The 26,799-nt window shown below is 62.0% G+C and carries 24 protein-coding genes and 1 tRNA gene; 2 read left to right on the top strand and 23 right to left on the bottom strand.

Translation table 11 applies throughout. The features are described from left to right. Positions 1-96: 96 nt before the first annotated feature. The 5 genes from ACE3OA_RS05340 to ACE3OA_RS05320 all read right to left on the bottom strand — a co-directional run bounded on the left by ACE3OA_RS05340 (position 97) and on the right by ACE3OA_RS05320 (position 5,996). Entirely contained in the window at positions 97-2,052 is a 1,956-nt protein-coding gene (locus ACE3OA_RS05340; protein WP_374308666.1) for a PhoX family phosphatase, read from the bottom strand. Between the two features lie 102 nt (positions 2,053-2,154). Beyond that, positions 2,155-2,856: an ABC transporter ATP-binding protein gene (locus ACE3OA_RS05335; protein ID WP_374308664.1), complete on the bottom strand. Its 702-nt coding sequence runs from the start codon at positions 2,854-2,856 to the stop codon at positions 2,155-2,157. A 7-nt stretch (positions 2,857-2,863) separates the two neighbouring features. Continuing rightward, a complete protein-coding gene (locus tag ACE3OA_RS05330; protein WP_374308662.1) occupies positions 2,864-4,111 on the bottom strand; it encodes a lipoprotein-releasing ABC transporter permease subunit in 1,248 nt (415 codons plus the stop codon). Next, on the bottom strand, positions 4,108-5,424 hold the full coding sequence (gene proS, locus ACE3OA_RS05325; RefSeq protein WP_374308660.1) for a proline--tRNA ligase: 1,317 nt from the start codon (positions 5,422-5,424) through the stop codon (positions 4,108-4,110). Before proS ends, ACE3OA_RS05330 begins: the two co-directional genes overlap by 4 nt. Positions 5,425-5,528: 104 nt before the next feature. Beyond that, on the bottom strand, positions 5,529-5,996 hold the full coding sequence (locus ACE3OA_RS05320; RefSeq protein ID WP_374308657.1) for a hypothetical protein: 468 nt from the start codon (positions 5,994-5,996) through the stop codon (positions 5,529-5,531). Positions 5,997-6,135: 139 nt separating this feature from the next. Here ACE3OA_RS05320 and ACE3OA_RS05315 point away from each other — a divergent pair, with 139 nt between their 5' ends. Further along, positions 6,136-7,497 (top strand): hypothetical protein, encoded by a 1,362-nt coding sequence (locus tag ACE3OA_RS05315; RefSeq protein ID WP_374308655.1) that lies wholly within the window; start codon positions 6,136-6,138, stop codon positions 7,495-7,497. Here the strand turns inward: ACE3OA_RS05315 and ACE3OA_RS05310 are convergent. The 18 genes from ACE3OA_RS05310 to ACE3OA_RS05225 form a co-directional block, all read right to left on the bottom strand. Next, positions 7,484-9,151 (bottom strand): ribonuclease J, encoded by a 1,668-nt coding sequence (locus ACE3OA_RS05310; RefSeq protein ID WP_374308653.1) that lies wholly within the window; start codon positions 9,149-9,151, stop codon positions 7,484-7,486. The genes ACE3OA_RS05315 and ACE3OA_RS05310 overlap by 14 nt on opposite strands. After that, the gene (locus ACE3OA_RS05305) at positions 9,148-9,924 is read right to left on the bottom strand and encodes a type III pantothenate kinase (protein WP_374308651.1); all 777 of its coding nucleotides are present in this window, start codon (positions 9,922-9,924) and stop codon (positions 9,148-9,150) included. Before ACE3OA_RS05305 ends, ACE3OA_RS05310 begins: the two co-directional genes overlap by 4 nt. A gap of 30 nt (positions 9,925-9,954) precedes the next feature. Then, a complete protein-coding gene (locus ACE3OA_RS05300; RefSeq protein WP_374308648.1) occupies positions 9,955-10,692 on the bottom strand; it encodes a biotin--[acetyl-CoA-carboxylase] ligase in 738 nt (245 codons plus the stop codon). Then, a complete protein-coding gene (gene nuoN / locus ACE3OA_RS05295; protein ID WP_374308646.1) occupies positions 10,689-12,128 on the bottom strand; it encodes an NADH-quinone oxidoreductase subunit NuoN in 1,440 nt (479 codons plus the stop codon). The genes ACE3OA_RS05300 and nuoN overlap by 4 nt, the downstream gene beginning before the upstream one ends. An 18-nt stretch (positions 12,129-12,146) precedes the next feature. Then, positions 12,147-13,655, bottom strand: coding sequence for an NADH-quinone oxidoreductase subunit M (locus tag ACE3OA_RS05290; RefSeq protein ID WP_374308644.1), 1,509 nt, complete (start codon positions 13,653-13,655; stop codon positions 12,147-12,149). An 8-nt stretch (positions 13,656-13,663) separates the two neighbouring features. After that, entirely contained in the window at positions 13,664-15,619 is a 1,956-nt protein-coding gene (nuoL, locus tag ACE3OA_RS05285) for an NADH-quinone oxidoreductase subunit L (RefSeq protein WP_374308642.1), read from the bottom strand. Position 15,620: 1 nt separating this feature from the next. Further along, positions 15,621-15,929 carry an NADH-quinone oxidoreductase subunit NuoK gene (nuoK, locus tag ACE3OA_RS05280; RefSeq protein ID WP_374309216.1) on the bottom strand — a complete coding sequence of 103 codons (309 nt, stop codon included), beginning with the start codon at positions 15,927-15,929 and terminating at the stop codon, positions 15,621-15,623. Beyond that, positions 15,929-16,546: an NADH-quinone oxidoreductase subunit J gene (locus ACE3OA_RS05275; protein WP_374308639.1), complete on the bottom strand. Its 618-nt coding sequence runs from the start codon at positions 16,544-16,546 to the stop codon at positions 15,929-15,931. The genes nuoK and ACE3OA_RS05275 overlap by 1 nt, the downstream gene beginning before the upstream one ends. Before the next feature lie 29 nt (positions 16,547-16,575). Next, the gene (gene nuoI / locus ACE3OA_RS05270) at positions 16,576-17,064 is read right to left on the bottom strand and encodes an NADH-quinone oxidoreductase subunit NuoI (protein ID WP_320498637.1); all 489 of its coding nucleotides are present in this window, start codon (positions 17,062-17,064) and stop codon (positions 16,576-16,578) included. Between the two features lie 11 nt (positions 17,065-17,075). Next, a complete protein-coding gene (gene nuoH / locus ACE3OA_RS05265) occupies positions 17,076-18,152 on the bottom strand; it encodes an NADH-quinone oxidoreductase subunit NuoH (RefSeq protein ID WP_374308637.1) in 1,077 nt (358 codons plus the stop codon). Further along, entirely contained in the window at positions 18,145-20,211 is a 2,067-nt protein-coding gene (gene nuoG, locus ACE3OA_RS05260; RefSeq protein WP_374308635.1) for an NADH-quinone oxidoreductase subunit NuoG, read from the bottom strand. Before nuoG ends, nuoH begins: the two co-directional genes overlap by 8 nt. 38 nt (positions 20,212-20,249) lie before the next feature. Further along, on the bottom strand, positions 20,250-21,533 hold the full coding sequence (gene nuoF / locus ACE3OA_RS05255; RefSeq protein WP_374308633.1) for an NADH-quinone oxidoreductase subunit NuoF: 1,284 nt from the start codon (positions 21,531-21,533) through the stop codon (positions 20,250-20,252). Continuing rightward, complete coding sequence (gene nuoE / locus ACE3OA_RS05250) at positions 21,533-22,174, bottom strand: NADH-quinone oxidoreductase subunit NuoE (RefSeq protein ID WP_374308631.1); 642 nt, start codon at positions 22,172-22,174, stop codon at positions 21,533-21,535. Before nuoE ends, nuoF begins: the two co-directional genes overlap by 1 nt. Continuing rightward, complete coding sequence (locus tag ACE3OA_RS05245) at positions 22,171-23,349, bottom strand: NADH-quinone oxidoreductase subunit D (protein WP_374308629.1); 1,179 nt, start codon at positions 23,347-23,349, stop codon at positions 22,171-22,173. Before ACE3OA_RS05245 ends, nuoE begins: the two co-directional genes overlap by 4 nt. Further along, positions 23,349-23,981: an NADH-quinone oxidoreductase subunit C gene (locus ACE3OA_RS05240; protein ID WP_374308627.1), complete on the bottom strand. Its 633-nt coding sequence runs from the start codon at positions 23,979-23,981 to the stop codon at positions 23,349-23,351. Before ACE3OA_RS05240 ends, ACE3OA_RS05245 begins: the two co-directional genes overlap by 1 nt. 49 nt (positions 23,982-24,030) lie before the next feature. Then, on the bottom strand, positions 24,031-24,582 hold the full coding sequence (locus ACE3OA_RS05235) for an NADH-quinone oxidoreductase subunit B family protein (RefSeq protein WP_374308624.1): 552 nt from the start codon (positions 24,580-24,582) through the stop codon (positions 24,031-24,033). Between the two features lie 22 nt (positions 24,583-24,604). Beyond that, a complete protein-coding gene (locus ACE3OA_RS05230; RefSeq protein WP_374308622.1) occupies positions 24,605-24,970 on the bottom strand; it encodes an NADH-quinone oxidoreductase subunit A in 366 nt (121 codons plus the stop codon). Between the two features lie 280 nt (positions 24,971-25,250). Then, positions 25,251-25,327: transfer RNA gene (locus tag ACE3OA_RS05225), tRNA-Asp, on the bottom strand. Positions 25,328-25,680: 353 nt separating this feature from the next. Between ACE3OA_RS05225 and ACE3OA_RS05220 the strand changes: the two genes are divergently transcribed. Next, positions 25,681-26,796 carry an efflux RND transporter periplasmic adaptor subunit gene (locus tag ACE3OA_RS05220; protein WP_374308620.1) on the top strand — a complete coding sequence of 372 codons (1,116 nt, stop codon included), beginning with the start codon at positions 25,681-25,683 and terminating at the stop codon, positions 26,794-26,796. The last annotated feature ends 3 nt before the right edge of the window (positions 26,797-26,799 follow it).

Genomic DNA, 26,799 nt, shown 5'->3' with positions numbered 1-26,799 from the left:
GGGGAATCGACCCGACTCATGAAAGATATGTGACAGAAAAAAGCCCGGCCGAAACTGAGTTCGGCCGGGCTCCAATCGTTTGCGGTTTATGTCGGCTCAGGCGCCGATTTCGCCGCCATCGTCCTTGGTGATCGCGACGACCGCGGGACGCGCCGGCATGCCGTCCTTGAAATCCGGCCAGCGGGTCGAGGGGGCGGCGAAATTGGCCCCCTTCTCCTCGCCCGGATGCTGGATGGCCACAAAGAGCGTCTTTCCATCCGGCGTGAAGGCCGGGCCACAAAGCTCGGCGCCGCGCGGACAGCCCAGGAAGTGGCGGGTGATCGCCCGCCCCTCGCCTTCCGTCTCCGTCACCCAGAGGCCGTCATGGACGCCGTGGTCCGGGAAACCGTCGGTGGCGATCCAGAGGCGGCCGGCGGCATCGAAGGCCACGTTGTCGGGATTAGCAAACCAGCCGGCCTGGCTCACCGCGCCGCCATAGGCAGCCCCCTGTGCCACGTCATCCGGATTGCCTGCCTGGATGAAGGCGCTCCAGGTGAAACTGGTGGCGGCATGATCCGCTTTGCCACCTGCCGTCGGCGGCACCATCTCGACGATGTGGCCCCATTTGTTTTCGGCCCGCGTGTTGGCCGCGTTGAGATCATCGGCCTTGCGCTTGTCGTTCTTGGTGAGGACGACATAGACCTTGCCGGTCTTGTCGCTGGTTTCGATGTCTTCCGGGCGGTCCATCTTGGTGGCACCCAGGAGATCGCCGGCACGGCGTGCCTCGATCAGCACATCGGCCTGGCTGTTGAAGCCGTTGGCGGCGGTCAGTTCACCTTCGCCATGGACCAGCGGCATCCAGGTCACATTGCCATCGCCGTCGAACTTGGCGACATAGAGCGTGCCGTCATCCAGCAAGCTGGAGCTGGCGCGCCCCTTGGCGGCGTCGTAGGTGCCGTTACTGACGAATTTATAGACATATTCGAAACGCTCATCGTCGCCGGTATAGACGACGAGGCGGCCGTCGCTGTTGATGACCGTGGTCGCCGCCTCATGCTTGAAGCGGCCGAGCGCCGTGTGTTTGACCGGTGTCGAGGCCGGGTCGTAGGGATCGACCTCGATGATCCAGCCGAACCGGTTGGGCTCGTTGGGCTCCTTCGAGATATCGAAACGGTCGTCGAACTTGCCCCAGGCATAAGAGGGCTCGCCCTTGATGCCCATGCGCTTGGCATTGGCCGCTTCGGCGGTGCCGCTGGGATCGCCGCCGAAATACTGATGGGTGTTCTCTTCGGCCGACAGGATCGTGCCCCAGGGCGTCCAGCCGCCGGCACAATTGTTCATCGTGCCGAGTACCTTGGTGCCGGTGGCATCGGCCGAGGTCTTGACGCGGTCATGGCCGGCAACCGGGCCGACCAGGGTCATTTCCGTGGCCAGGGTGATGCGGCGGTTGAACTTGCTGTCCTTCACCAGCGCCCAGCCCGACGCCTCCTTCTTGATCTCGACCACGGAAAGGCCGTGGGCCGCCTGTTCATAGGCCGCCATCTCGGCAGTGGTCCCTTCCAGCGCCGCCTTGCCATCGGCAAAGCCCGGGAAGATCATGTGCGCGTCGGTGTATTCGTGATTGACCACGAGCAGGCCGTGATCGCTGGCGTCGGAGCCTTCCGGCAGCGGGGCGAAATGCACGAAGTCGTTATTGTAGCCGAACTGCTGCGCCTGCGCCGCGGCATCGCGCGCCGCGGCATCGAAATCCGGCGCGCCGGCGATGATCGGCTCGCCCCAGCGCAGGATCGGGTTGGCGGTGTAGCCGGCCGGAATGTGCAGGTTTTCATCATAGGCGTGCGGAATCTCCTCGAAGGAGAGGCCCATCGCCGCCTTGGCCGGACGGGAAACGAGACCGGTGCCGGCGCCGATGGCACCGATGGCGGCACTGGCCAGCAGGCCCTTCAATGCCGTGCGACGCGAGACACGCTGGGCGATGAGGTCGGTCATGGAAGGACCGGCACTCGGATTGGACGGATTGGCATCGTCCTCGTTGTTGATGCTTACCGGCATGCGGTAATGACGATCGGTCATCGCGTGAGCCTCCTTCTGTCAAAAGCGATCAACGCGCTATAACGGCGTTGCGTGACAGTTTCGGGTCCGGCGCATGACGTGGCCATGACCGGACCCAGGACGTCAGAGGGCGACCAGTTCCCCGTCGCGCAAGGTGACGATCCGGTCCATGCGCTCGGCAATTTCCATATTGTGCGTGGCGATCAGGGCGGCAACACCGAGATCGTGCACCAGCTGGCCCAGCATGGCGAAGACTTCTTCCGCCGTGTGGTGGTCGAGATTGCCGGTGGGCTCGTCCGCCAGCAGGATTTTCGGATTGTTGGCGAGCGCCCGGGCGATCGCCACGCGCTGCTGCTCGCCGCCCGAAAGCTTGCCCGGGCGATGGTCGAGACGCTTACCGAGACCCACGCGGGTCAGCAATTCGACAGCGCGCGGGGTGGCGTCCTTCCGTGACTTGCCGGCAATCATCTGCGGAATGATGACATTCTCGAGCGCCGAGAATTCCGGCAGCAGATGATGATGCTGATAGACGAAACCCATGGTTTCACGCCGCACCGCCGTCTTAGCATCGTCGCCCAGCGCCGTCATCGTCTTGCCGGCGATGGCGATCTCGCCGCCCACGGCCTTTTCGAGCATGCCGGTGATGTGCAGCAGTGTCGATTTGCCGGAGCCGGATGGGCCGATCAGAGCCACCATCTCACCGCGCCGCAGCGTGAGGTCGGCGTTGCGGATGACTTCCAGCCGGCCCTCCGCCTGCGGAAAGCTCTGCCGGATGCCCTTCAATTCGAGGACGATATCGCCGTTATTGGCGTGACCCTTGCTCATGGCCCCATTACTCATAGCGAAGGGCCTCCACCGGATCGAGGCGGGCGGCACGCCAGGCGGGATAAACCGAGGCCAGCAAGGTGAGGACCAGGGACATTGCCGAGATCAGCACGACTTCCAGCGGATCGACGATCGCCGGCAGTTTGGAAAGGAAATAGATCGTCTCGTTAAAGACATTTGTGCCGGTAATGCTCTCAAGGCCGCGCCGGATGGATTCGATGTTGGCGGCAAAAGTGACGCCGAGCAGGCAGCCGAAGATCGTACCGACAATGCCGATGCTGGCGCCGGAGAGCAGGAAGATGCGCAGGATCATGCCTTGCGTCGCCCCCATGGTGCGCATGATGGCGATATTCCGGGCCTTGTCCTTCACCATCATGATCTGGCCACTGATGATGTTGAAGGCGGCGACGACGATGATCAGCGTCAGGATCAGGAACATGACGTTCCTCTCCACCTCGACGGCGGTGAAGAAGTCGCGGTTCGCTTCCTGCCAATCGCCGATATGGAAGCCCGGACCGATGGCGGAGACGATCTCGTCCTTCACGCGCGGCAGGTCGTTGATGTCCTTGGCCATGACTTCGATATTCGTGGCGCCCTGCCGAACCTTGAAATAGATCTGGGCCATTTCAAAGGTCGAGAAAGCGATGGTGTTGTCATATTGGTACATGCCGACATTGAAGATGCCGACGACCTTGAAGGTCTTCATGCGCGGGATGGCGCCGCCGATCGTGACGTTGATGTCGGGCGAAATCGCCGTCACCTCGGTACCGATGCCGGCGCGCAGGGCCCGCGCCATGGCATGTCCGATGATGATGCCGTCGCGGTCGCGCAAGCCATCGAGCGTGCCGGCGACCATGCTGTCGGCGATGAGCGCCTTCAGCTTGATATCCTCCAGGCGGACGCCGCGCAGGATGGCACCCACGCCACCATCGGCGCCGGTGAGGAAGACCTGGCCTTCGACGATCGGCGTTGCCGAAGCGACACCCGGCAAGCCGCGCAAGGCGTCCGTGACCTTGGCGTAATTGCCGACCGGCCCGCCATTGGCGCTGATCGAGAGATGTGCATTGAAGCCAAGGATGCGATCGAGCAGTTCGGCGCGGAAGCCGTTCATCACCGACATGACGACGATGAGGGTCGCTACACCCAACCCGATGCCGAGCAACGAGAAGAGCGCGATGACGGAAACGAAACTTTCCTGGCGGCGCGCGCGCAGATAGCGCATCGCCACCAGACGCTCGAAGGCGGAGAAGATCATGCGCCGAGCTTCTTCAGCGCCGCTTCGGCAGAGATTTCCTCGACCGCGCCGGTCTTGCGGAGCTTGAACTCGACCTCGCCCTTGGCGGCGCCGCGCGGGCCAACAACGACCTGATACGGCAGGCCGATCAGATCCATCTGCGCGAACTTCTCGCCGGCGCGGACATCGCGGTCATCGTAGAGAACTTCGATGCCAGCGCGTTGCAGCTTGGCGTAGAGTTCGTCAGCCATCGGCGTGGTAACGGCGTCGCCGGCCTTCAGATTGATGAGGCCGACCTTGAAGGGTGCTACGCTTTCCGGCCAGATGATGCCCTTGTCGTCATGGCTGGCTTCGATGATGCCGCCCACAAGGCGCGAGACGCCGATGCCGTAGGAGCCCATATGCACGGAAACGGGCTGGCCATCCTGCGCCTGGACCTGCGCCTTCAGCGGTTCGGAATATTTCGTGCCGAAATAGAAGATGTGCCCAACTTCGATGCCGCGCGCTTCGACTTGGCGGTCCTTCGGCAGAGCGCCGAACTTCGCCGCATCGTGCTTTTCGTCCGTGGCGGCGTAGTCGGTGGTCCATTGCTGGACGATCGGCTCGAGATCGCCGTTATAGTCGACATCCATGGAGAGGACGTCGCGCTCGATGAAGCTTCGGTCACAGAACACTTGGCTTTCGCCGGTATCCGCCAGGATGATGAATTCGTGGGAGAGATCGCCGCCGATCGGGCCGGTATCGGCCGCCATCGGAATGGCCTGCAGCCCCATGCGGGCGAAGGTGCGCAAGTAGGAGACGAACATCTTGTTGTAGGCACGCTTGGCGCCGGCTTTGTCGAGGTCGAAGCTGTAGGCATCCTTCATCAGGAATTCGCGGCCGCGCATGACGCCGAAGCGGGGGCGCACCTCGTCGCGGAACTTCCACTGGATGTGATAGAGCATTTTCGGCACGTCGCGGTAGCTCTTGGCGGCGTTGCGGAAGATCTCGGTGATCTGCTCTTCATTGGTGGGACCGTAGAGCATCTCGCGCTCGTGGCGGTCGGTGATGCGCAGCATCTCCTTGCCGTAATCGTCATAGCGGCCACTTTCGCGCCACAGATCGGCCGATTGGATGGTCGGCATCAGCACTTCCTGGCAGCCGGCCCGGTCCTGCTCCTCGCGGACGATGCGCTCGATATTCTTCAGGACCTTGAAGCCGAGCGGCAACCAGGAGTATATTCCTGCACTGGCTTGCCGTACCATACCGGCCCGGAGCATCAGGCGGTGCGAGACGATCTGCGCTTCCGAGGGGTTTTCCCGGAGGGTCGGCATGAAGAACTGGCTGGAACGCATGGAAATACCTTGGCTTGAATAAGGGGGGCGGTGATTGGCGGGGGACTTTAGGCAAAGCCCCCGTTCGTGTCCACAGGGGCGGCTGGGGCCGTGATGCGGGGGCGTTATTGACTGGGGGCCTGTTCGCGGCAGAGCTGTTGCAGCGCGGCGGTCTCGGCATCACCCAGCAGCTGACCTTCGTAAAAAACCTGGTCGCCTTTGACCGTGACGACCCCGACCTGGGCCTTGGCATTCCACAGCACAGAATTGGCCGGGATGTGGAACCGGTCCTGGATCAGGATTTCGATGGGGATGACGATGGTTTCGGGCGGCTTGATCTGATAGCCGCCGCCAAGATCCGCGGGAGCGACGGGACGGCCATGGGCATCCACCCCGGGCTGATACTCGACCCCCGGGGCCTGCTGGTACTGGACGAGGCGGTCGCAGTCCTGGCGGGAAACGGTGATGTCCGCCTCTGCTGGCATTGCCCAGACGAAGCAGGTAAGAATGACCATCGCCGCGTTAACAATCGCGACTCGGTACTGGGCAGCCGCAGGGATGGGGTGCGCCCGGTTCTGAAGAATGGGTGACATGGCTGCAGTCTAGCAGTTTGCCGCCCGGACCGCGAATAACGCTCTGGTGACGAAGGAAGTTTCCATCCTTGTCCATGATCGTCCATTGCGGACCGACCGGGACCCGGATGCTGGTGTTGGGGAAGCTGGAGATAGCGGGATGGCAGGTCCCTTTTCGGAGGAGCCAGCGGCCAATACGATGACGCGGCTGCGCCAGATTGGTCTGGCGACGGCCGGTTTGGGCGTGATGATCGCCGATTGCCTGCCGATTTTGCGCCCGGAACTGGGGCCGCAGGCCCTGCCGGTCGCCATCGCCTGGCTGGCCTTGGCCTTTCCCCTCCTGGTACCCGCCACCATCATCGACCGATTGCCGGCCCTCAAAGCCATCGCCCGGCGCGACCTGCTGGTCGGCCCGGCGGTGATTATCGCCTTGATGGTCTTCCCCCTGCTCACCGCCTTCGGCTGGGTCGGTGTCGCCATCGCCGGGACGGCAACCGCCATTGCCCTCATCGACCATGTCATCGCCTGCATCGATCGATATGGGATCGACCTGCTGTGGCTCTGGATTCCCGCGGTCATCCTGGCCGGCATTGCCATCGCCCAATTCGCAGCGCCCCCGGCGATGGAGAACGCCTTTGGCCTGTGGGTCGGCGCCCTGCATGGGCCGGGACTTGAAAGCGACCCGCGCATCGTGCTGCTCGTGGTCGCCCTGCCCTTTCTGATCGCGTGCCTCGCCATGGCCGGCACCTTGATCGGCGGTACCTTGCGCGAGCACAGCACCACCTCGATCGTGCCCCTGCTGGCGGCACTCTTCCTCGCCGTAACGCTGCCGTCGCTCGGCCTCGGCCCCAGCCAGCTCAGCAATGGCACGATGTTGCTGGCCGCCGCCGTGCTCGCATTGGGGATCGCCCCGCTCTTCGTTCTGGCGTCCGACGAGACCGCCGAACCGCCTGTACCGGAAGCCGTGATCTGGGGTTTCTCCCTGGCCCTAGTGCTCATCCTCTCGGCGCTCGACAGCGCTATGGGCCTGACCTGGGCGATCGTGCTGCTGGCCTGGATCTACCGGCATTATGGCGTTCGCGCGCGCTTCTTCCAGATCATGCTGGGGGCGGCCCTGGTGATCTGGGCCATCACCGAAACCGTCATGGGCCATTGGCAGATGCTGGATGGCGCAGCGCCCTTCCGCACGCCCTTTCCGCTCACCTTGTGGCAGGAGGGCCGGACCGCGTCCCTGGTCGGCAGCCATGTCATCGTTATCGCGACGCTGATGCTGACGGCGCTGGGCTTCCAGCGCGGCGCCAACAATGTGCGCAAATATGCGATCCTGACCTTGCTGGTGGCGCTGGTCGCCATCGACATGCTGGTGCTGGTGACAGGTCTTGCAGAGGCGCAGGCCCTGCGTTTCCTCGCCGCCTCCGGCTGGCTGGCGATGCCGTTCCTGCTTGCCGAATTGCTGGCGTTGCTGCCGGCCGGGCCGATCGTCTATCTGTTCGGCCGCAACAGGTCCTTCACACGCGGATGACGTGGATCTTCGTCACCGGCTTCTTGTCGAAGGATTTCTGATACCAGCGCCGCGCCGCAAGGCGGGCAGCTTCGCCAAGTTCGGCATCATCGGCGCGCTTGGCCTTGGGCAGTTCACCAAGTGCATCGGCAATCGCGGCACCAATGCTGGCAATCGCCGCAGTGGCGCCATCGCCGTCGAGCAGACCTTCCAAAGATACCTGGGGCGGCGCCAGCAGCTTGCCAGTGCGGTCGACCACCAGTGATCCCATGATCACGCCGTTATAGCTCAGCCGGTGGCGATGCCGGATCGCTTCGCTGTCGGCCGGGACCAGCACCTTGCCATCAAGCGCCAGGCGCCCGGCAGGGACGCGGGCAATGATCTCGGCAGGGCCAGGTGCCAGGCGAATGAGCGTGCCGTTCTCCGGCGCCAAGGCGTCCGGCACCTGGCAAGCGCGCGCGAACGCTACATGTTCCTGGATATGTCGCGCCTCGCCATGGACCGGCAGCGCGATGCGCGGACGGACCATCTGATACATCTCGGCCAACTCGTCGCGCGCCGGATGGCCGGAGACATGCACATCCTCGTCGCGATCGGTGATGATCTCGACGCCGCGTTTGGTGAGGTCATTGTGCAGGCGGTTGATCGACATCTCGTTGCCCGGAATGACGCGCGAGGAAAAGATCGCGGCGTCACCCGATTCCAGCGCGACATGCGGGTGCTCGCCCCGCGCGATGCGGGTCAGTGCCGAGCGCGGTTCGCCCTGGCTGCCCGTGCAGATCATCAGCACATTCTCGCGCGGGAAATAGCCGACGTCATGCTCGGTGACGAAGGGCGGCAGGTCGGTGAGATAGCCGTTCTCCTGCGCTGCTTCCAGCATGCGCCACAGCGAACGGCCGATGAGCGCGCAATGGCGGCCATGCGCAGCGGCGACGCGCGCGATGGTTTCGACGCGGGCAAGATTGCTGGCAAAACACCCGATGGCGACACGGTTCTGCAGACGCCCGACGACGTCCATCAGGGAGTCACGGACATCGGCTTCCGAGCCGGAGGTGCCGGTGACGAAGACATTGGTTGAATCGCAGATCATGGCAAGGACGCCGCCATCACCCAGCTTGCGCAGGGCCGCGACATCCGTCATCTCGCCGACCAGCGGCTCGGGGTCGAGCTTCCAATCGCCGGTATGAAGGACCGCGCCGTGCTTGGTGCGGATGACAACGGCATTGGGCTCTGGGATCGAATGGGTGAGCGTGATGAGTTCCACGGTGAAGGGGCCGATCTGGCGGCTGCCCGACATCGGGATGATGGTGATTCTGGCTTCCTTCTCGAGCCCGACCTCGGCCAGCTTGCGGCGCAGGACCGAGGCCGTGAAGGGGGTCGCAAATAGCGGGCAGCGCAACCTCTGCCACAGATAGGGGACCGCCCCGATATGGTCTTCATGCGCGTGGGTGAGGACGATGCCAACGAGATCGCTTGCGCGCTCGGTGATGAAGGCCGGGTTCGGCATGACGACATCGATCCCGGGCGTGCTGTCATCGCCGAAGGAGATACCGAGATCGAGCATCAGCCATTTGCCGTCATGGCCATAGAGATTGAGATTCATGCCGATTTCACCGGACCCGCCCAGGGGCAGGAACAGCAGCTCGTCGCGACCTGGCTTGAAAGGATCGTTCATGAGCGGTTGCGGCGGTAGATTTCAACGAGGCCGCGCATGGTGATGTCTGGATCGAGATGGGTGATGACCGGCGTAGTACCGTGGAAGAGCGGTGCGAGGCCGCCGGTTGCGACTACGTCGAGCGGACCGCCGAATTCCTCGGCGATGCGCTTGACCATGCCTTCGACGAGGCCCACATAGCCCCAGAAGATGCCGGATTGCATCGCCTCGGTGGTGCTCTTGCCGATGACCCGGCCCGGCCGTTCGACCACGATGCGCGGCAGCATGGCCGTGGCGCTGTGCAGGATCTCGACGGAGAGAACGATGCCGGGCGCGATGGCGCCGCCGATATAATTGCCTTCTTGGTCGACCACGTCGAAGGTCGTTGCCGTGCCGAAATCGACGACGATGAGGGGCTTGCCGTTATAGGTGATGTGACCACCCACCGCATTGGCCAATCGGTCGGCGCCGACGGTAGACATCGGAATATCCATCTTCACCTCAATACCGAGCTTGACCGCCGGATCGCCGACGACCATCGGCTTGGTGCCGAGATGGTTTTCACACAGCATGTTGAGGTGAAAAAGCGATTGCGGCACGACGGTCGCGATGATGGCGGCGTCGATCGACTGCAGCGACAGGCCCTTCATGGCCATGAGTTGGTTGAGCCAGACCACATATTGATCGGCGGTGCGGCCAGCCTCGGTCTTGATGCGCCAATCGCCAACGGCCTTGGCGCCGTCATAGACGGCGAATTTCACATTGGTGTTATTGGCATTGATCGCGAGCAGCATCGGTGTCTTTCCCTGCGTTTGGGTCGCAGTCTAGCGTGGCGCTACGAAGATATCACCGGCGGCGATCCGGCGCTTGGAGCCATCGGCCAATCCCATGACCAGTGTTCCGTCGGGGTCGATGTCGTCGAACCGGCCGGTCACCTCTTCGCGTTCCAGACGGGCCAGCACCGTGTCACCGAGACCCGAGGCATGAGCCAGCCATTCCTGCCGGAAAGCGGCAAAGCCGCCGCTTCGCCAAGCTTCATAGACCGGGCGAAACTCCGCCAGCAGCAGATCCATGGCCTGATCCGGCGACAGGATGGGCCCGCCCGCGGCCACAAGATCGGTCGTCGGGTAGAGGCCTTCCGCCGGGTGGTGGCGCAGATTGAGCCCTATCCCCAAGACCAGCCAATCGACGTAGCCGCCGGTGATGCCACCGGATTCGAGGAGAATGCCGGAAATCTTGCGACCGTCGACCAGCACGTCGTTGGGCCATTTGTGCCGCACCGGCATGGTAAGGAGCGCGCGAAGTAGCCGACCGAGCGCGATCGCCGCGACGAAACCGAGGGTCGCTGCTTCGGCCGGCGATTTGCTCGGCCGCAGCAGGATCGACATATAGAGATTGCCGGCCTCGGACACCCAGCTGCGACCACGCCGGCCCCTGCCCGCCGTCTGCACATCGGCCCGGAGGACCAGTCCCTCTTCGGCACCAGCTAAGGCACGATGCTTCAGCGCGTCATTGGTGCTGTCGATCTCCGCCAGGGCTTCGACGCGGAAAATCAGGCTCATTCGACGAAGAGCACACTCGCGGCATCGGCCGTCATGTCAAAGAAAGGCGAACCGGCCAGGAAGCCGAAGGTGATGACGAAGACCGTCGCTATCAGCACCAGGCGCAAGGTGGGGCCGACACGATCGAAGGCTTCCGCCGGCTGGTCGAAGAACATCACCTTGATGACGCGGATATAGTAGAAGGCCGACACCACGCTGGCGAGCACACCGATGACGGCAACCACGTTGAGTCCGGCCTGGATCGCCGCCATGAAGACGAACAGCTTGCCGAAGAAACCGGCAAAGGGCGGGATGCCAGCCATCGAGAACATGAAGATGGCGAGCGCGTAAGCGAGGCCCGGCTGCGAACGGCTGAGGCCCGCGAGATCGCTGATCTCCTCGACCGCCTGGCCCTTGCGACGCATGGCGAGAATGACGGCGAAGGACCCGATCGTCATGACGATGTAGATCGCCATATAGGTGAGGAGGCCGGAGACGCCCTCCTGCGTGCCGGTCGCCAAGCCGACCAGTGCATAGCCGACATTGCCGATCGAGGAATAGGCCATCAGGCGTTTGATGTTCTTCTGGCGGATGGCGGCAACCGCACCGAGGATCATCGAGGCCACGGAGATGAAGATGATGATCTGCTGCCATTGCCCGACCAGATCGCCGAACGGCCCCACCAGGACACGCGTGAAGAGCGCAATGGCAGCCATTTTGGGTGCTGCGGCAAAGAAGGCGGTGATCGGCGTCGGCGCCCCTTCATAGACGTCCGGCGTCCACATGTGGAACGGCACGGCAGAAACCTTGAAGGCAAGGCCCGCGCAGAGGAACACGATGCCGACGATGAGGCCAAGTCCGGCGTCACCGCTGAGCGAGCTGGCCAGCACCGAGAAGTTGGTCGAGCCCGTGAAGCCGTAGATCAACGACGAACCGTAGAGCAGCATGCCGGAGCTCAAGGCACCGAGAACGAAATATTTCAGGCCGGCTTCGGTCGACTTCACCGTATCGCGGCGGATGGCGGCAACGACGTAAAGCGCCAGCGATTGCAGTTCCAGGCCGACATAGAGCGAGATCAGATCATTGGCAGAGATCATCAACGCCATGCCAAGGCTGGCCAGCAGCATCAACAGCGGCAACTCGAAGCGGGCCATCCCTTCCCGCTCGGCATAATCGAGCGACATGATGATGGCGAGGGCTGCGGCGCCAACGGAGAGGACCTTGGCAAAGCGGCCGAAGCCGTCGGCGACAAAGAGGCCGTTGAAGGCCGTGCCGCTGGCAGAATCGGTGATGGCGAGGGCGATGGCGACGACAAGGGCCGCGACGCTGGCCCAGGCAATGACGCGCATGCGCTTGTCACCCAGCGACACGCCGATGACGAGCAGCACAAGGCTGGCGATGGCAAGGAAGATCTCCGGCCGGGCGAGACCAAGATTGAGATCGATGAACGACGTCATGACGGGACTGTCCTTGCCTTACTGGGTGGTTTCAGCAGGATCCGCCGCGACCGCTTGCATGCGCGGCGCGTAATCCTGGATGAAATCGGTAACGGTCGGTCCGAAGATCGAGGTGAAGCTGATGGGATAGATGCCCATCCAGAAGACCAGCAGCAGCAGCGGCGCGAAGACGACCTTCTCGCGCAGCGACAGGTCCAGCATGGTCTTCAGGTCTTCCTTGACCAATTCGCCGAAGATGATGCGGCGATAGAGCCACAGCATATAGGCCGCACCAAGGATGACGCCGGTAGCGATCAGCAGTGCCACCCAGGTGTTATCCTTGAACACGCCGACCATCACCAGGAACTCGCCGATGAAGCCGCTGGTACCCGGGAGACCCACCGACGCCATGGTGAAGATCATGAACACGACCGCATATTTCGGCATGCGGTGAACGAGGCCGCCATAGCGCGCGATCTCGCGGGTGTGCAGGCGGTCATAAATGACGCCGACGCAGAGGAAGAGCGCGCCGGATACGATGCCGTGCGAGAGCATCTGGAACAGCGCACCCTCAAGACCTTGCTGGGTCATCGAGAAGATGCCGGCGGTGACGAAGCCCATATGCGCCACGGAGGAATAGGCGATAAGCTTCTTCATGTCCTCCTGCGCCAGCGCGATGAGCGAGGTGTAGATCACCGCGACAACGCTGAGGCCATAGACCAGGGGCGTAAAATAGGCCGAGGCCTCGGGCAGCATCGGGATCGAGAAGCGCAGGAAACCGTAGGCGCCCATCTTCAGGAGGACACCGGCCAGGATCACGGAGCCGGCTGTCGGTGCTTCGACGTGCGCGTCCGGCAACCAGGTATGGACCGGCCACATCGGCACCTTGACGGCGAAGGACGCGAACAGCGCCAGCCACAACCATTTCTGGATGTCGAGGTCGAAACCATAGGCCATCAGGGTCGGGATATCCGAGGTGCCGGTAATGCCATACATGGCGAGGATCGCCAGCAGCATCAGGACCGAGCCCGCGAGGGTGAAGAGGAAGAACTTGATCGAGGCGTAAACGCGGCGCGGGCCGCCCCAGATACCGATGATCAGGTACATCGGAATGAGGACGGCCTCAAAGAAGATGTAGAAGGTCACGAAGTCGAGCGCGCAGAAGGTGCCGACCATCAAGGTCTCGAGCCCCAGGAACGCGATCATGTATTCCTTGACGCGCTTTTCCACCGCTTCCCAGCTGGCCAGGATGCAGATCGGCGTCAGCAGCGTCGACAGCATGACGAAGGTCATCGAGATACCGTCGATGCCCATATGGTAATTGATGCTGAGGAGCGGCAGCCATTCCGCCTGTTCGACAAACTGGAAGCCGACGACCGAGCGGTCGAACTGGAACCAGATCACCAGTGAGACGGCGAAGGTGATGAGCGACGTCCACAAGGCGATGTAGCGCGCATTGCGCGTGACCGCCGCTTCCTCGCCCCTGAGGATCAGGATGAGCGCCGCGCCAACAAGCGGCAGGAAGGTTGTCAGGCTGAGGATGGGCATGCTGCCGCTCACTTACCGAAGGCGAAAATGTACCAGCTGACCATGGCAACGATGCCGATCAGCATGACGAAGGCGTAATGGTAGACATAGCCCGACTGCAGCGCGCTGGCGCGCTTGGCGAACCATTCACCGGTGAGCCAGGCAAAGCCATCGACGGCACCATCAACCACGGCACCATCGCCCTTCTTCCACAGGAAGCGGCCGAGGGCCTTTGCCGGGTTGACGAAGATGGCGTCGTAGAGCTCGTCGAAATACCACTTGTTGTAGGACATCAAGTAAAGCGGCCGCAGCGCATTGGCAAACAAGGCAGGCAAGCCGCGCTGCACCAGATAGGCATAGGTCGCAAAGAGAATGCCGAAGATACCGGCCGCCAAGGGCAGCAGCTTCACCCACATCGGCACGTCATGGGCATGATGCGGCACTTCATTGGTCGCGGCGAAGTGGATCGCCTCGCCCCAGAAATGCTCCATCTCGAGGCCGACAAAGCCCTCGTGCCAGATGAAGCCGGAGAAGATGGCGCCCGCCGCCAGGACGAAGAGCGGGATCAGCATCACCTTCGGGCTTTCATGGACGTGATGCATCACATCGTGGCTGGCGCGCGGCTCGTTGTGGAAGGTGAGATAGATGAGGCGCCAGGAATAGAACGCCGTCATCACGGCACCAACGATGCCCAGCCAGAAGGCATACATGCCGACGCTGCTATGGGCGGCAAAGGCGGATTCCAGGATACTGTCCTTGGAATAGAAGCCGGCAAAGCCGAACACGCCCGGAATGCCGACACCGGCCAAGGCGATGTTGCCGATCCACATCAAGGTATAGGTCGTGGGGATCAGCTTGTAGATGCCGCCCATCTTGCGCATGTCCTGCTCGCCGGACATGGCGTGAATGACCGAGCCAGCGCAAAGGAACAGCAGCGCCTTGAAGAAGGCATGCGTGAAGAGATGGAACATGGCGGCGCCATAGGCACCAACGCCGGCAGCGAAGAACATGTAGCCCAGCTGCGAGCAGGTCGAATAGGCAATGACCCGCTTGATGTCGTTTTGGGTGAGGCCCACTGTCGCCGCGAAGAAGGCGGTCGAGGCACCGACCACGGTCACGATTTCCTTGGCATAAGGAGCGTATTCGAACATCGGCGACAGACGGCAGACCATGAAGACGCCGGCCGTCACCATCGTGGCGGCATGGATGAGCGCCGAAACCGGGGTCGGGCCTTCCATGGCGTCCGGCAGCCAGGTATGCAGGAAGAGCTGCGCCGACTTGCCCATGGCACCCACGAAGAGCAGCAGGCAGAGAGTCGTCAGGGTATCGACCTGATAGCCCAGGAAATTGAAGGTCGGCGGAGTCTGGCCCGAGATGACCGTTTCGAAAATCGACTTGAACTCGACCGTGTTGAAAACGAGGAAGCAGCCCATGATGCCGAGGGCAAAGCCGAAATCCCCGACGCGGTTGACCAGGAAGGCCTTGATGGCGGCAGCGTTGGCGCTGGGGCGATCGAACCAGAAGCCGATGAGGAGGTAGGAGCTCAACCCCACGCCTTCCCACCCGAAGAACATCTGGATGAAATTGTCGGCGGTCACCAGCATCAGCATGCAGAAGGTGAACAGCGACAGATAGGCCATGAAGCGCGGCACCGACTTGTCGTGGTGCATGTAGCCGATCGAATAGACATGGACCATGGCTGAAACCGTGGTCACCACGATGAGCATCACGGCCGACAGCTGGTCGATGCGAAGCGCCCAGGCCGCGCGGAAGCTGCCGGTTTCGAACCAGGTGAAGAGTTCCGTGGTTCGTACATTGCCGTTGCCGGTGACGTCGAAGAAGGTCATCCAGGAGATGGCCATGACGACCAGCATGAGGCCGGCGGTGATCCATTGCGCGGCATGATCGCCGATGCGGCGATTGCCGATGCCGGCAATGAGGGCGCCCAGCAGCGGAAGGGCAACGATGGCGACGTCGAGATTCATGTCAGCCCTTCATCACGTTGACGTCCTCGACGGCGATCGAGCCGCGAGTCCGGAAGAAGACGACGAGGATGGCGAGGCCGATGGCAGCCTCGGCCGCGGCGACGGTCAGGATCAGCATGGCGAACACCTGGCCGACCAGATCGTTCAGATAATGGGAGAACGCCACCATATTAACGTTGACCGAGAGCAGCATCAGTTCGACCGACATCAGAATGATGATGACGTTCTTGCGGTTGATGAAAATGCCGAAGATGCCGATCGTGAACAGGATCGCCGACAGCGTCAGGTAGTGCTCGATGCCGATCGTCATCATTTGACACCCCCAGTAGCGCCCTGCCCGGTCTTCACTTTGGTAAGCTGCACCGAGCTGCGGTTGCGATCGACCTGATCAGCGATCCGCTGACGGCGGACACCCTCTCGCTCACGGTGGGTCAGCACGATGGCGCCCATCATGGCGACCAGCAAAACCAGACCGGCCACCTGGAACAGGTAGAAGTACTGCGTGTACATGATGTTGCCGAGGGCTTCGGTATTGCTGATCTGATCAATGGGCGGCGTCGGAGCCGACGGTGCGGCCGTTCCAAGACCGGTGCCGGCCACCACGAAGATCAGCTCGGCCGCCAGGATCACGCCGATGACGGCGCCTACCGGCAGATAGCGTACGAAGCCTTGGCGCAACTCGACGAAGTTGATGTCGAGCATCATGACGACGAAGAGGAAGAGGACCGCCACGGCGCCGACATAGACGACGACCAGCATCATTGCCAGGAACTCGGCACCGATAAGGACGAAGAGTGCTGCGACATTGAAGAAGGTCAGGATCAGGAACAGCACTGAATAGACCGGATTGCGGTTGCCCACCACCAGCAGGGCCGAAACGACGGCCACGGCGGCAAAGACATAAAAGGCGATGGTCTGCACGATCATCTAGATTTTCTCCCCCACCCTATCCGGGCTCAGCGATAGGGTGCGTCGGCGGCGATATTGCCGGCGATTTCCGCTTCCCAGCGCTCGCCGTTCCGCAACAGCTTGTCCTTGTTGTAGAACAGCTCTTCACGGGTTTCGGTGGCAAACTCGAAATTCGGTCCCTCGACGATCGCATCCACCGGGCAGGCTTCCTGGCAGAAGCCGCAATAGATGCACTTCGTCATGTCGATGTCATAGCGCGTGGTGCGACGACTGCCGTCGTCGCGCGGCTCGGCCTCGATGGTGATGGCCTGGGCCGGGCAGATCGCTTCGCACAATTTGCAGGCGATGCAGCGTTCCTCGCCATTGGCGTAGCGGCGCAAGGCATGCTCGCCCCGGAAACGCGGCGATATCGGCCCCTTTTCATAGGGGTAGTTGATCGTCACTTTCTCCTTGAACAGGTAGGAGAAGGTAAGCGCCATGCCGGAAACGAGCTCCTTGAGGAGGAAGCTGTTGAGCGTGCGGCTGATCGCGGACATTTATCGGCTCCTCAATTGCTGGCCGGCGCGGTCTCTTCGACCACGGGGGCTGGCATGACAGTGCCCTTCTTCGGCAGGTTGTCCGTCGCGATAAGCACACCGGCGGTCAGGATCACCATCACCAAGGAAAGCGGCAGGAAGACTTTCCAGCCGAGGCGCATCAGCTGGTCATATCGATAGCGCGGGAATGTGGCGCGCACCCAGACGAAGCTCGCCGCGATGAAGCTGGCTTTGGCGGCGAACCAGATCCAACCCGGAACCCAGGTAAAGGGCGCGATATCGAACGGCGCCTGCCAACCACCCAAGAACAGGATCGAGGTCATGGCGCTCATCATCCAGATATTGGCGTATTCGCCGAGGAAGAAGAGCGCGAAGGTGAAGGCCGAGTATTCCGAGAAATAACCGGCGACCAATTCCGATTCCGCTTCCGGCAGATCGAAAGGCGGACGGTTGGTCTCGGCGAGGCCGGAGATATAGAAGACCACGAACATCGGCAGCAGCGGAATGCAGAACCAGACATTGGCCTGCGCCTTGACGATGTCGTTGAGGTTGAGCGAGCCGACGCAGAGCAGGACAGTCACCAGAACGAAGCCGATCGAGACTTCGTAGGACACCATCTGCGCCGCCGAGCGGAGCGCGCCGAGGAACGGATACTTCGAGTTCGAAGCCCAGCCGGCCAAAACGATGCCGTAGACGCCGAGCGACGAGATCGCGAAGAGATAGAGGATGCCGACATTGAGGTCGGCCAGTACCACGCCATCGTCGAACGGAATGACCGCCCAGGAGATCAGCGACAGAATGAAAGTGATCATCGGTGCCACGACGAAGGCGACGCGGTTGGCACCCGACGGGATGATCGTTTCCTTGAACAGGAGTTTCACGCCGTCGGCGATCGGCTGCAGCAGACCGAAGGGTCCAACCACGTTCGGACCGCGCCGGATCTGCATCGCCGCCATGATCTTGCGCTCGGCCAGCGTGAGGTAGGCAACGGCCAGCAGCAACGGGACGATGATGCACAGGATCATCAGCACCGTGAAGATCGTGGTGCCGAGATAGGGACCGAAGGTCGATGTGAAGAACTCAGCCATGGGTGCCCGTCCTTCCGCCCGCAGCCGACTGCACGAAACGTTCGGTGCATTGCGCCATCGTCACCGAGGCGCGGCTGATCGGATCGGTCATATAGTAGTTGCTGATGGCGGAGCGGAAGTGATCGCGCCCGACTTCCCCCTGGCTGCCGAACGCAGCCCAGCTTGCCGGCTCGACCGCGCCGATACGCTGGAAACGCGGGAAGGCCTGATAGAGTTTCTTGCGCAGCTGATCGAGCGTGTCATAGCCGAGCTTCTTGCCGAGCGATTCCGAGAGCGCACGCAGGATGCTCCAATCCGCCTTGGCATCGCCCGGCGGAAACACAGCAAGACGGCCCAACTGAGCCCGGCCTTCGATGTTCATATAGGTGCCGTCTTTTTCGGTATAGGCCGCACCCGGCAGAATGACGTCGGCGCGATGAGCGCCGCGATCGCCATGATGGCCCTGATAGATCACAAAGGCCTTGCCAAGGCGATTGGTATCGATCTCGTCGGCCGCCAGCAGATAGACCACATCGATATCGCCCTTTTGAGCGCCATCGAGAATGCCTGCAACATCACGGCCGCCGGCCTGCGGCACAAAGCCGAGTTCCAGACCGCCGACGCGGGACGCCGCCGTCTGCAGGATGTTGAAACCGTTCCAGCCATCGCGCACGATATTGCAGCTGTCGGCGAGCTTGCGCACCAGGCCCAGCACAGCGGTGCCGTCCGGACGGGTGAGCGCGCCCTGGCCGACGATGATCATCGGTGCCTTGGCGTTCTTCAGAATGTCGGCAAAGCTGTTGCCGCCGGAGGCGATCTGGCTCAGCGTCTCGGCGCCAGCCCCCAGCATCTCGACCGGATAGGTAAGTTCGCCGACGCCGCCGACGGTCGCGACCTTGAGGCCGCCTTTGAGGTGGCGCTTGCGGATGCGGGCATTCAGGACCGGCGCTTCCCAGCGCGGATTGGCGCCGACCAGCAGGATCACGTCGGCCTTGTCGACGCCGGCAATCGTGCTGTTGAAGAGGTAGGACGCGCGTGCATTGGCATCGACTGCGGCGCCATCCTGGCGGCAATCGAAATTGGGCGAACCCAGCGCCACCATCAGTTCCTTCAGCGCGAACATGCTCTCGGCATCGCACTGGTCGCCGGCGATGGCAGCGATACGCTTGCCATCGAGGCCTTTCAGCTTCGCGGCAATGGCGTTGAAGGCCTCGCTCCAGCTGGCGGCACGCAGCTTGCCGTTCTCGCGCACGAAGGGGCGGTCCAGGCGCTGGCGCTTCAGACCATCGACCCAGAAGCGGCCCTTATCGGCCATCCACTCTTCGTTCACATCTTCATTGAGGCGCGGCAGGACCCGCAGTACTTCACGGCCGCGGCTGTCGATACGCACGTTGACGCCGACCGCGTCGGCGACATCGATCGATTCAGTCTTGGCGAGTTCCCAGGGGCGCGCGGTGAAGGCGTAGGGCTTCGAGGTCAGCGCGCCGACCGGGCAGAGGTCGATGAGATTGCCGGAAAGCTCCGAGGCAATGCCCTTCTCGACATAGGTGGTGACTTCCATATGCTCGCCGCGTGAGACAGCGCCCAGCACTTCGACGCCCGCCACTTCGGTCGCAAAACGGATGCAGCGCGTGCACTGGATGCAGCGCGTCATCTCGGTCTTTACCAGGGGGCCGAAATCCTTGTCGGTAACGGCGCGCTTTTCTTCCTGATAGCGCGAGAAGCTCTTGCCGAAGGCCATCGCCTGATCCTGCAGATCGCATTCGCCGCCCTGATCGCAAATCGGGCAATCCAGCGGATGGTTGATCAGCAGGAATTCCATGACGCCCTTGCGGGCCTTCTGCACCAGCGGGCTGTCGGTCTTGATCACCATGCCCTCGGCCACGGGCATGGCGCAGCTGGCCACGGGCTTCGGTGCCTTCTCCTGCTCGACCAGGCACATGCGGCAATTGCCGGCGACCGAGAGGCGTTCGTGATAGCAGAAGCGCGGGATTTCCTTGCCGGCGAGCTCGCAGGCCTGCAGGACGGTAATCCCCGCCGGCACCTCGATCTCAACCCCGTCGATTGTCATCTTCGGCATGATCTAATCCCTATTCCCCTGCCCTACCCGGCAGTCTCTTATTCAGCAGCTTGGCGACCGCGGAAGTCGCGCATGCGCTGCTCGACCACCGGACGGAAATGACGCATCAAACCTTGGATCGGCCACGCCGCCGCATCGCCCAGCGCGCAGATGGTGTGGCCTTCGATCTGCTTGGAAATTTCCAGCAGCATGTCGATTTCGGACGGGTCGGCATCGCCCTTCACGAAGCGCGTCATGATGCGGAACATCCAGCCGGTGCCCTCGCGGCACGGCGTGCACTGGCCGCAGCTTTCGTGCATGTAGAAATGCGCAAAGCGCGTGATCGCTTCGATCAAGTCGGTCGACTTGTCCATGACGATAACGGCCGCCGTGCCGAGGCCCGACTGCACCGCACGCAATGAATCGAAATCCATCAGCACGTCGTCGCAGATATGCTTGGGCAGCATCGGTACAGAGGAGCCGCCGGGAATGACTGCCAGCAGATTATCCCAGCCACCGCGCACGCCGCCGCAATGCTTGTCGATGAGCTCGCGCAAGGGGATGCCCATCTCTTCTTCGACATTGCAGGGCTTGTTCACATGGCCCGAAACGCAGAAGAGCTTGGTGCCCACATTCTTCGGCCGGCCGAGACCGGCGAACCAGGAAGGACCGCGGCGCAGAATGGTCGGCGTCACCGCAATGGTTTCGACATTGTTGACCGTGGTCGGACAGCCGTAGAGGCCGCAGGCCGCCGGGAAAGGCGGTTTGAGGCGCGGCTGGCCCTTCTTGCCTTCGAGGCTTTCGATCAACGCGGATTCTTCGCCGCAGATATAGGCGCCGGCACCGCGATGCAGATAGACGTCGAAATCGTAACCCGAGCCCGATGCGTTCTTGCCGATGAGGCCGGCGTCATAGGCTTCATCGATCGCCGCCTGGACATGCATCGCTTCCTGGTAGAACTCGCCGCGCACATAGATATAGGCCGCCTTGCAGCGCATGGCGAAACCGGCGATGAGGCAGCCTTCGATCAGCATATGCGGGTCGAAGCGCAGGATTTCGCGGTCCTTGCAGGTGCCGGGTTCGGATTCGTCGGCATTGACGACGAGATAGGACGGACGGCCGTCGGATTGCTTGGGCATGAAGGACCATTTCATGCCGGTCGGGAAGCCGGCGCCACCGCGACCGCGCAGTTCCGACGCCTTGATGTCGTCGACAATTTTGTCCGGGCCAACTTCAAGCAGCGCCTTGGTATTGTCCCAGATGCCGCGACGACGGGCCCCCGCCAAACGCCAATCGTCCTGGCAGTAGATGTTCTTGAAGATGCGATCCTTGTCCTGGAGCATCACTTACCTCCTACCAGATCGCGCGACATATCGTAGGAGATCGGAATCTCGTCGAGCGTCGTCTTGCCGCCTTCGGCCATCGAGGCGCGGCGTCCGTTCTGCGGACCAGTCTGCGGCTTGCGGCCGGCAGCCAGTTCGTCGAGCACCTTGCCGAGCGTTTCCGGCGTCAGGTCTTCGTAGAAATCATCATTTATCTGCACCATCGGCGCATTGCAGCAGGCACCGAGGCATTCGACTTCCATCATCGAGAAGAGGCCATCCTTGGTGACTTCCTTCATGCCGACGCCAAGGCGCTTCTTGAGATAGTCGGTCAGACCGTCCGAGCCGCGCAGCCAGCAGGGCGTCGTGCGGCAGATCTGGATCAGGTGCTTGCCGACCGGCTGCAGGTTGTACATCGTGTAGAAGGTCGCGACCTCGTAGACGCGTATCGGCGCCATGTCGAGCATGCCGGCGATGACATCCATCGCCGCGCGCGGAATCCAGCCATGCTGGCGCTGCGCAAGGTCGAGGAGCGGCATCACCGCCGAAGGCTGACGGCCTTCCGGATACTTCGCGATGATCTTCTTGGCCTTCTCCAGATTCTCCGCGCTGAAGGCGAAGCTGTCCGGCTGGACCACATCGGTGTTTGCGTTAGCACTCATCTGTCGATCTCACCGAACACAATGTCGAGGGAGCCGAGGATCGCCACCGAATCCGCCAGCATGTAGCCCTTGCACAGGAAATCCATGGCCTGGAGATGCGGGAACCCGGGCGCCCGGATCTTGCAGCGATGCGGCTTGTTGGTGCCATCGGACACCAGATAGACGCCGAACTCGCCCTTGGGCGCTTCGACGGCGGTGTAGGTCTCGCCCGCCGGCACGTGGTAGCCCTCGGTATAGAGCTTGAAGTGATGGATGAGCGCTTCCATCGAATGCTTCATCTCGCCGCGCTTGGGCGGTGTCACCTTGTGATCGACCGAACTCGCCGGCCCGCCCGGCATCTCCTTGATGCACTGGCGAACGATCTTGAGGCTCTCGCGCATTTCTGCGACGCGGACAAGATAGCGGTCGTAACAATCGCCATGCTTACCGACCGGAATGTCGAAATCCATCCGGTCATAGACCATGTAGGGCTGCGACTTCCTGAGATCCCACGGCACGCCCGAGGCGCGCAGAACCGGACCGGTGAAGCCCCAGGCGATGGCATCCTCGGCCGAGACCGGGCAGACATCGACCAGGCGCTGCTTGAAGATGCGGTTCTCGGTGAGCAGGCCCTCCATATCGTCGACGACCTTGGGGAACTTCTCGCTCCACGCCCAAAGATCGTCGAGCAACCCCGCCGGCAGATCCTGATGCACGCCGCCCGGCCGATAATAGGCCGCATGCAGGCGCGCGCCCGAGACACGCTCGTAGAATTCCATCAGCAATTCGCGCTGCTCGAACACCCACAGGAACGGAGTCACGGCGCCGACATCCATGGCGTAGGCCGGAATGTTGAGGAGGTGATTGAGGATGCGCGTCACCTCGTCGAACATGACGCGGATGTACTGGCCGCGGAGCGGCACTTCGAGACCCAGCAGCTTCTCTACGGCGAGCACGAATGCGTGCTCCTGGCACATCGGGCTGACGTAATCGAGACGATCGAAATAGGGGATCGCCTGGGTATAGGTCTTGTATTCGATCAGCTTCTCGGTGCCGCGATGCAGCAGGCCGATATGCGGATCGACCCGGCGCACGATTTCACCGTCCATCTCCATGACCATGCGCAGAACGCCGTGGGCCGCGGGATGCTGCGGCCCGAAGTTCATGGTCATAGGCTTGATATGCGTTTCGGCCATCAGTTTGTCTTCCCAGCCGGGGCTTCACCGGCTTTTTCATCGCCCGGCAGCACGGGGCGCGGCTGCAGCATGCCTTCCCAGGGCGAAAGGAAATCGAACGAGCGGAATTCCTGCGTGAGCTTTACGGGTTCGTAGATGACGCGCTTCTGCGTTTCGTCATAGCGGACCTCGACATAGCCGGTGAGCGGGAAGTCCTTCCGGAACGGGTGCCCTTCAAAACCATAGTCGGTGAGGATACGGCGGAGATCCGGGTTGCCATCGAAGAAGATGCCATAGAGGTCGTATGCCTCGCGCTCGAACCAGCCGGCGCCGGGATAGACTGCGACCACGCTCGGGACAGCCTCGTCCTCGCCGATCGCGACCTTAACGCGGCAACGGCGATTGAGGCTGAGGCTCAGCAGATTGTAGACGACATCGAAGCGCTCGGCCCGGTCCGGATAATCAACGCCGCAAATGTCGATCATCATCTTGAACTGGCAATTGCCATCGTCGCGTAGAAAGCCGAGCACGCGCTCGATACGCGCCGCCGGCACATAAACCATCAATTCGCCATAGGCGATTTCAGTGCGCAGCACCGCATCACCAAGGGCGGCGGCGATATAATCGCCGAGCTCGCGATAGACATCCGTCATGATGGTGTTGTCCCTACCCTTCCCCTAGCACGCTTCTCTGATCCACGCCTTAGCGCGCGATCGTCGAGGTACGTCGGATCTTCTTCTGCAGTTGCAGAATTCCATAAACGAGCGCCTCGGCCGTTGGCGGGCAGCCCGGAACATAAACGTCGACCGGCACGATACGGTCGCAGCCGCGGACGACGGCATAAGAATAGTGATAGTAGCCGCCGCCATTGGCGCAGGAGCCCATCGAGATGACCCAGCGCGGTTCGGCCATCTGGTCGTAGACCTTGCGCAAGGCAGGCGCCATCTTGTTCGTCAACGTTCCGGCCACGATCATCACGTCGGACTGACGCGGTGAGCCGCGCGGCACCACACCGAAACGGTCAAGGTCGTAGCGTGCCATATAGGCATGCATCATTTCGACGGCGCAGCAGGCGAGACCAAAGGTCATCGGCCACAGCGAACCGGTACGTGCCCAGTTCACCAGCTTGTCCATTTGTGCGACGACGAAGCCCTTGTCCTGCAGTTCATCGGTCACCTGCGTCAGGATCTGATCCTGGGCCGGGCCTGGACGCAGAATACCGCTATTGGCTGGCACCGTTTGGGGCTGGCTCATTTGGCTTACTCCCATTCCCCAATTATTCCCACTCTAGGGCGCCCTTTTTCCACTCGTAGATGAAACCTACGGTGAGAACGCCAAGGAAGATGATCATCGACCAGAATCCGAAAAGCCCGATATTCCCGAGCGAAACAGCCCAGGGGAACAGGAACGCCACTTCGAGGTCGAAAATGATGAAGAGAATCGAGACGAGATAGAAGCGCACGTCGAACTGGCGGCGGGCGTCGTCGAACGCCTCGAAACCGCACTCATAGGGCGACAGCTTTTCCGAATCCGGGTTCTGCTTACCAAGAATCAGGGAGGCCGCGACCATCACCAGCGTGAGCGCCGATGCAATGATCAGAAAGATCAGGATCGGCAGGTATTCTTTGAGTAGGTCGTCCATCCCGCGATGCTTTCCTACGCTCCATCACCCCATACGCCCCTCGCCTCGGCCGGCAGCCGGTGAGAGGGCACATCCACCCCGGATTTGCAGCGGTCCTTTACGCCAATTTTTCGCAGCGCAAAAGACCCTGATCGCAAAGAAAGTTACGACTCCGGGCGGGCCTCACTATAAAGACGTTAATGCGGCCAAGAAAGGGCAAAAACCACCAGAAAGCAGCGTGAATTAAGTCCCGAACGGGCCTTAATTGGCTGATTTCATTCTGGTTTTCAGAAAGGGAGAATGGCGCGAGTGACGGGACTTGAACCCGCGGCCTCCGGCGTGACAGGCCGGCGCTCTAACCAACTGAGCTACACCCGCGCATGACAGGGTCGAAGCCGGCGCGCGGCCTCGTCTGTTCGGCGGGGCAGCATGTACTGCAACCCCGCGGTAGCTGTCAACACGCAAGGCACGGATTTCTGACGAGTTGTCGGCAGGAGGCCATTTCCGAGACGGTTTGCCTTGCGGCGCAACACATTGCCGCTTCGGTCCTGTCACCTTTTGCCTCTATGTTAAGGAGAACGCAGGGTTTCGTCTGCCAGACCGTGAAATGCCCGGCGGCAGGACCCGATTAGCCGACGTCAACAGATCCCGCCGGGCGAAATCTGCGTATTGGATTGCCGCATTCTCTGGTGAATTCGCCCATTTAATCGATTCGGAAACCGACACTCACAATGAACCAGCCGAAGAGACGATCGCATCTGCCGCGCTTCCTGGCCCTGATCGCGTTGCTTGCGCTCGCGATAGCCTTCTATTGGGGCCGCGACCGCCTGCCGGTCGATCTCATTCCCGCCGGCTTACTACCCTCCTCCGAAGCAGCACAGGTTCCTGGCGCCGGCTCCAAGGCACCGCCGGTTGCGGTCTATGTCACCAAGGCGACGGCCGAGACCCTTATCCGTCAATCGCGCTCGGTCGGGACGTTGACGGCATCCGACACGGTCACGATCAGCCCCGAGATCGCCGGCCGCATCGTCAGCGTCTCGGCAGCGCAGGGTGGCGAAGTTGCAAAAGGTGATGTGCTGGCGGAGCTCGACACCACGATCTACCGCGCCCAGGTCGCCGAAGCCGATGCCAAGCGTAAATTGTGGCTGGCCAATGCCGAACGCGCCAGCAATCTGATGGCCAAGGGCGTCGGCACGCCGAAGGCAATGGACGAGGCTGCATCGGAGCTCGGCATCGCCGAAGCCGCCCTTAATCTCGCGCAGGCCAATCTGGCTAAGACGCGCATCACGGCCCCCTTCAGCGGCGTACTCGGTTTGCGTCAGGTCAGCGTCGGCGAATACCTTTCTCCTGGCCAGGCGATCTTCACCCTCAGCCGCATCGATCCGCTCTATGTCGATTTCTCCGTGCCGCAGACTGAACTTGATGCGCTGAAGCAGGGGACGCGGGTCGATATCCATACCGACGCGTTTCCCGGCGAAAACTTTCAAGGCAAGATTCTCGCCATCGACCCGGAACTCGACCCGTCGGCCCGCGCGGTATCCGTGCGTGCCGAAATCGACAATGCCGACAAACGTTTAAAACCGGGCCTTTTCATCGAAGTCGAAATCAATGCAGGCCAGGTCGACAACGCGGTCATTGTTCCTGAACAGACCCTCGTCGTGCGCGGTGACCGGGTCTTCGTCTATGCGGTGGAGGATAACAAGGCGGTCATGAAACCAGTCAAGACCGGCCTTCGCCAAGCCGGCAAGGTGCAGATCGTGGATGGACTTGCGGTTGGCGAGACGGTCGTCACCGACGGCCAGATCAAGCTGCGCCCCGGGGCCGATGTCGTCATAGCGCAGCCATAGGAA

Origin of the sequence: Dongia sp., from assembly GCF_041906375.1 — a bacterium.
GTDB lineage: Bacteria > Pseudomonadota > Alphaproteobacteria > Dongiales > Dongiaceae > Dongia.
Note: the sequence above shows the minus strand (reverse complement) of the source record. Positions and strands in the feature narration are given on the sequence as shown.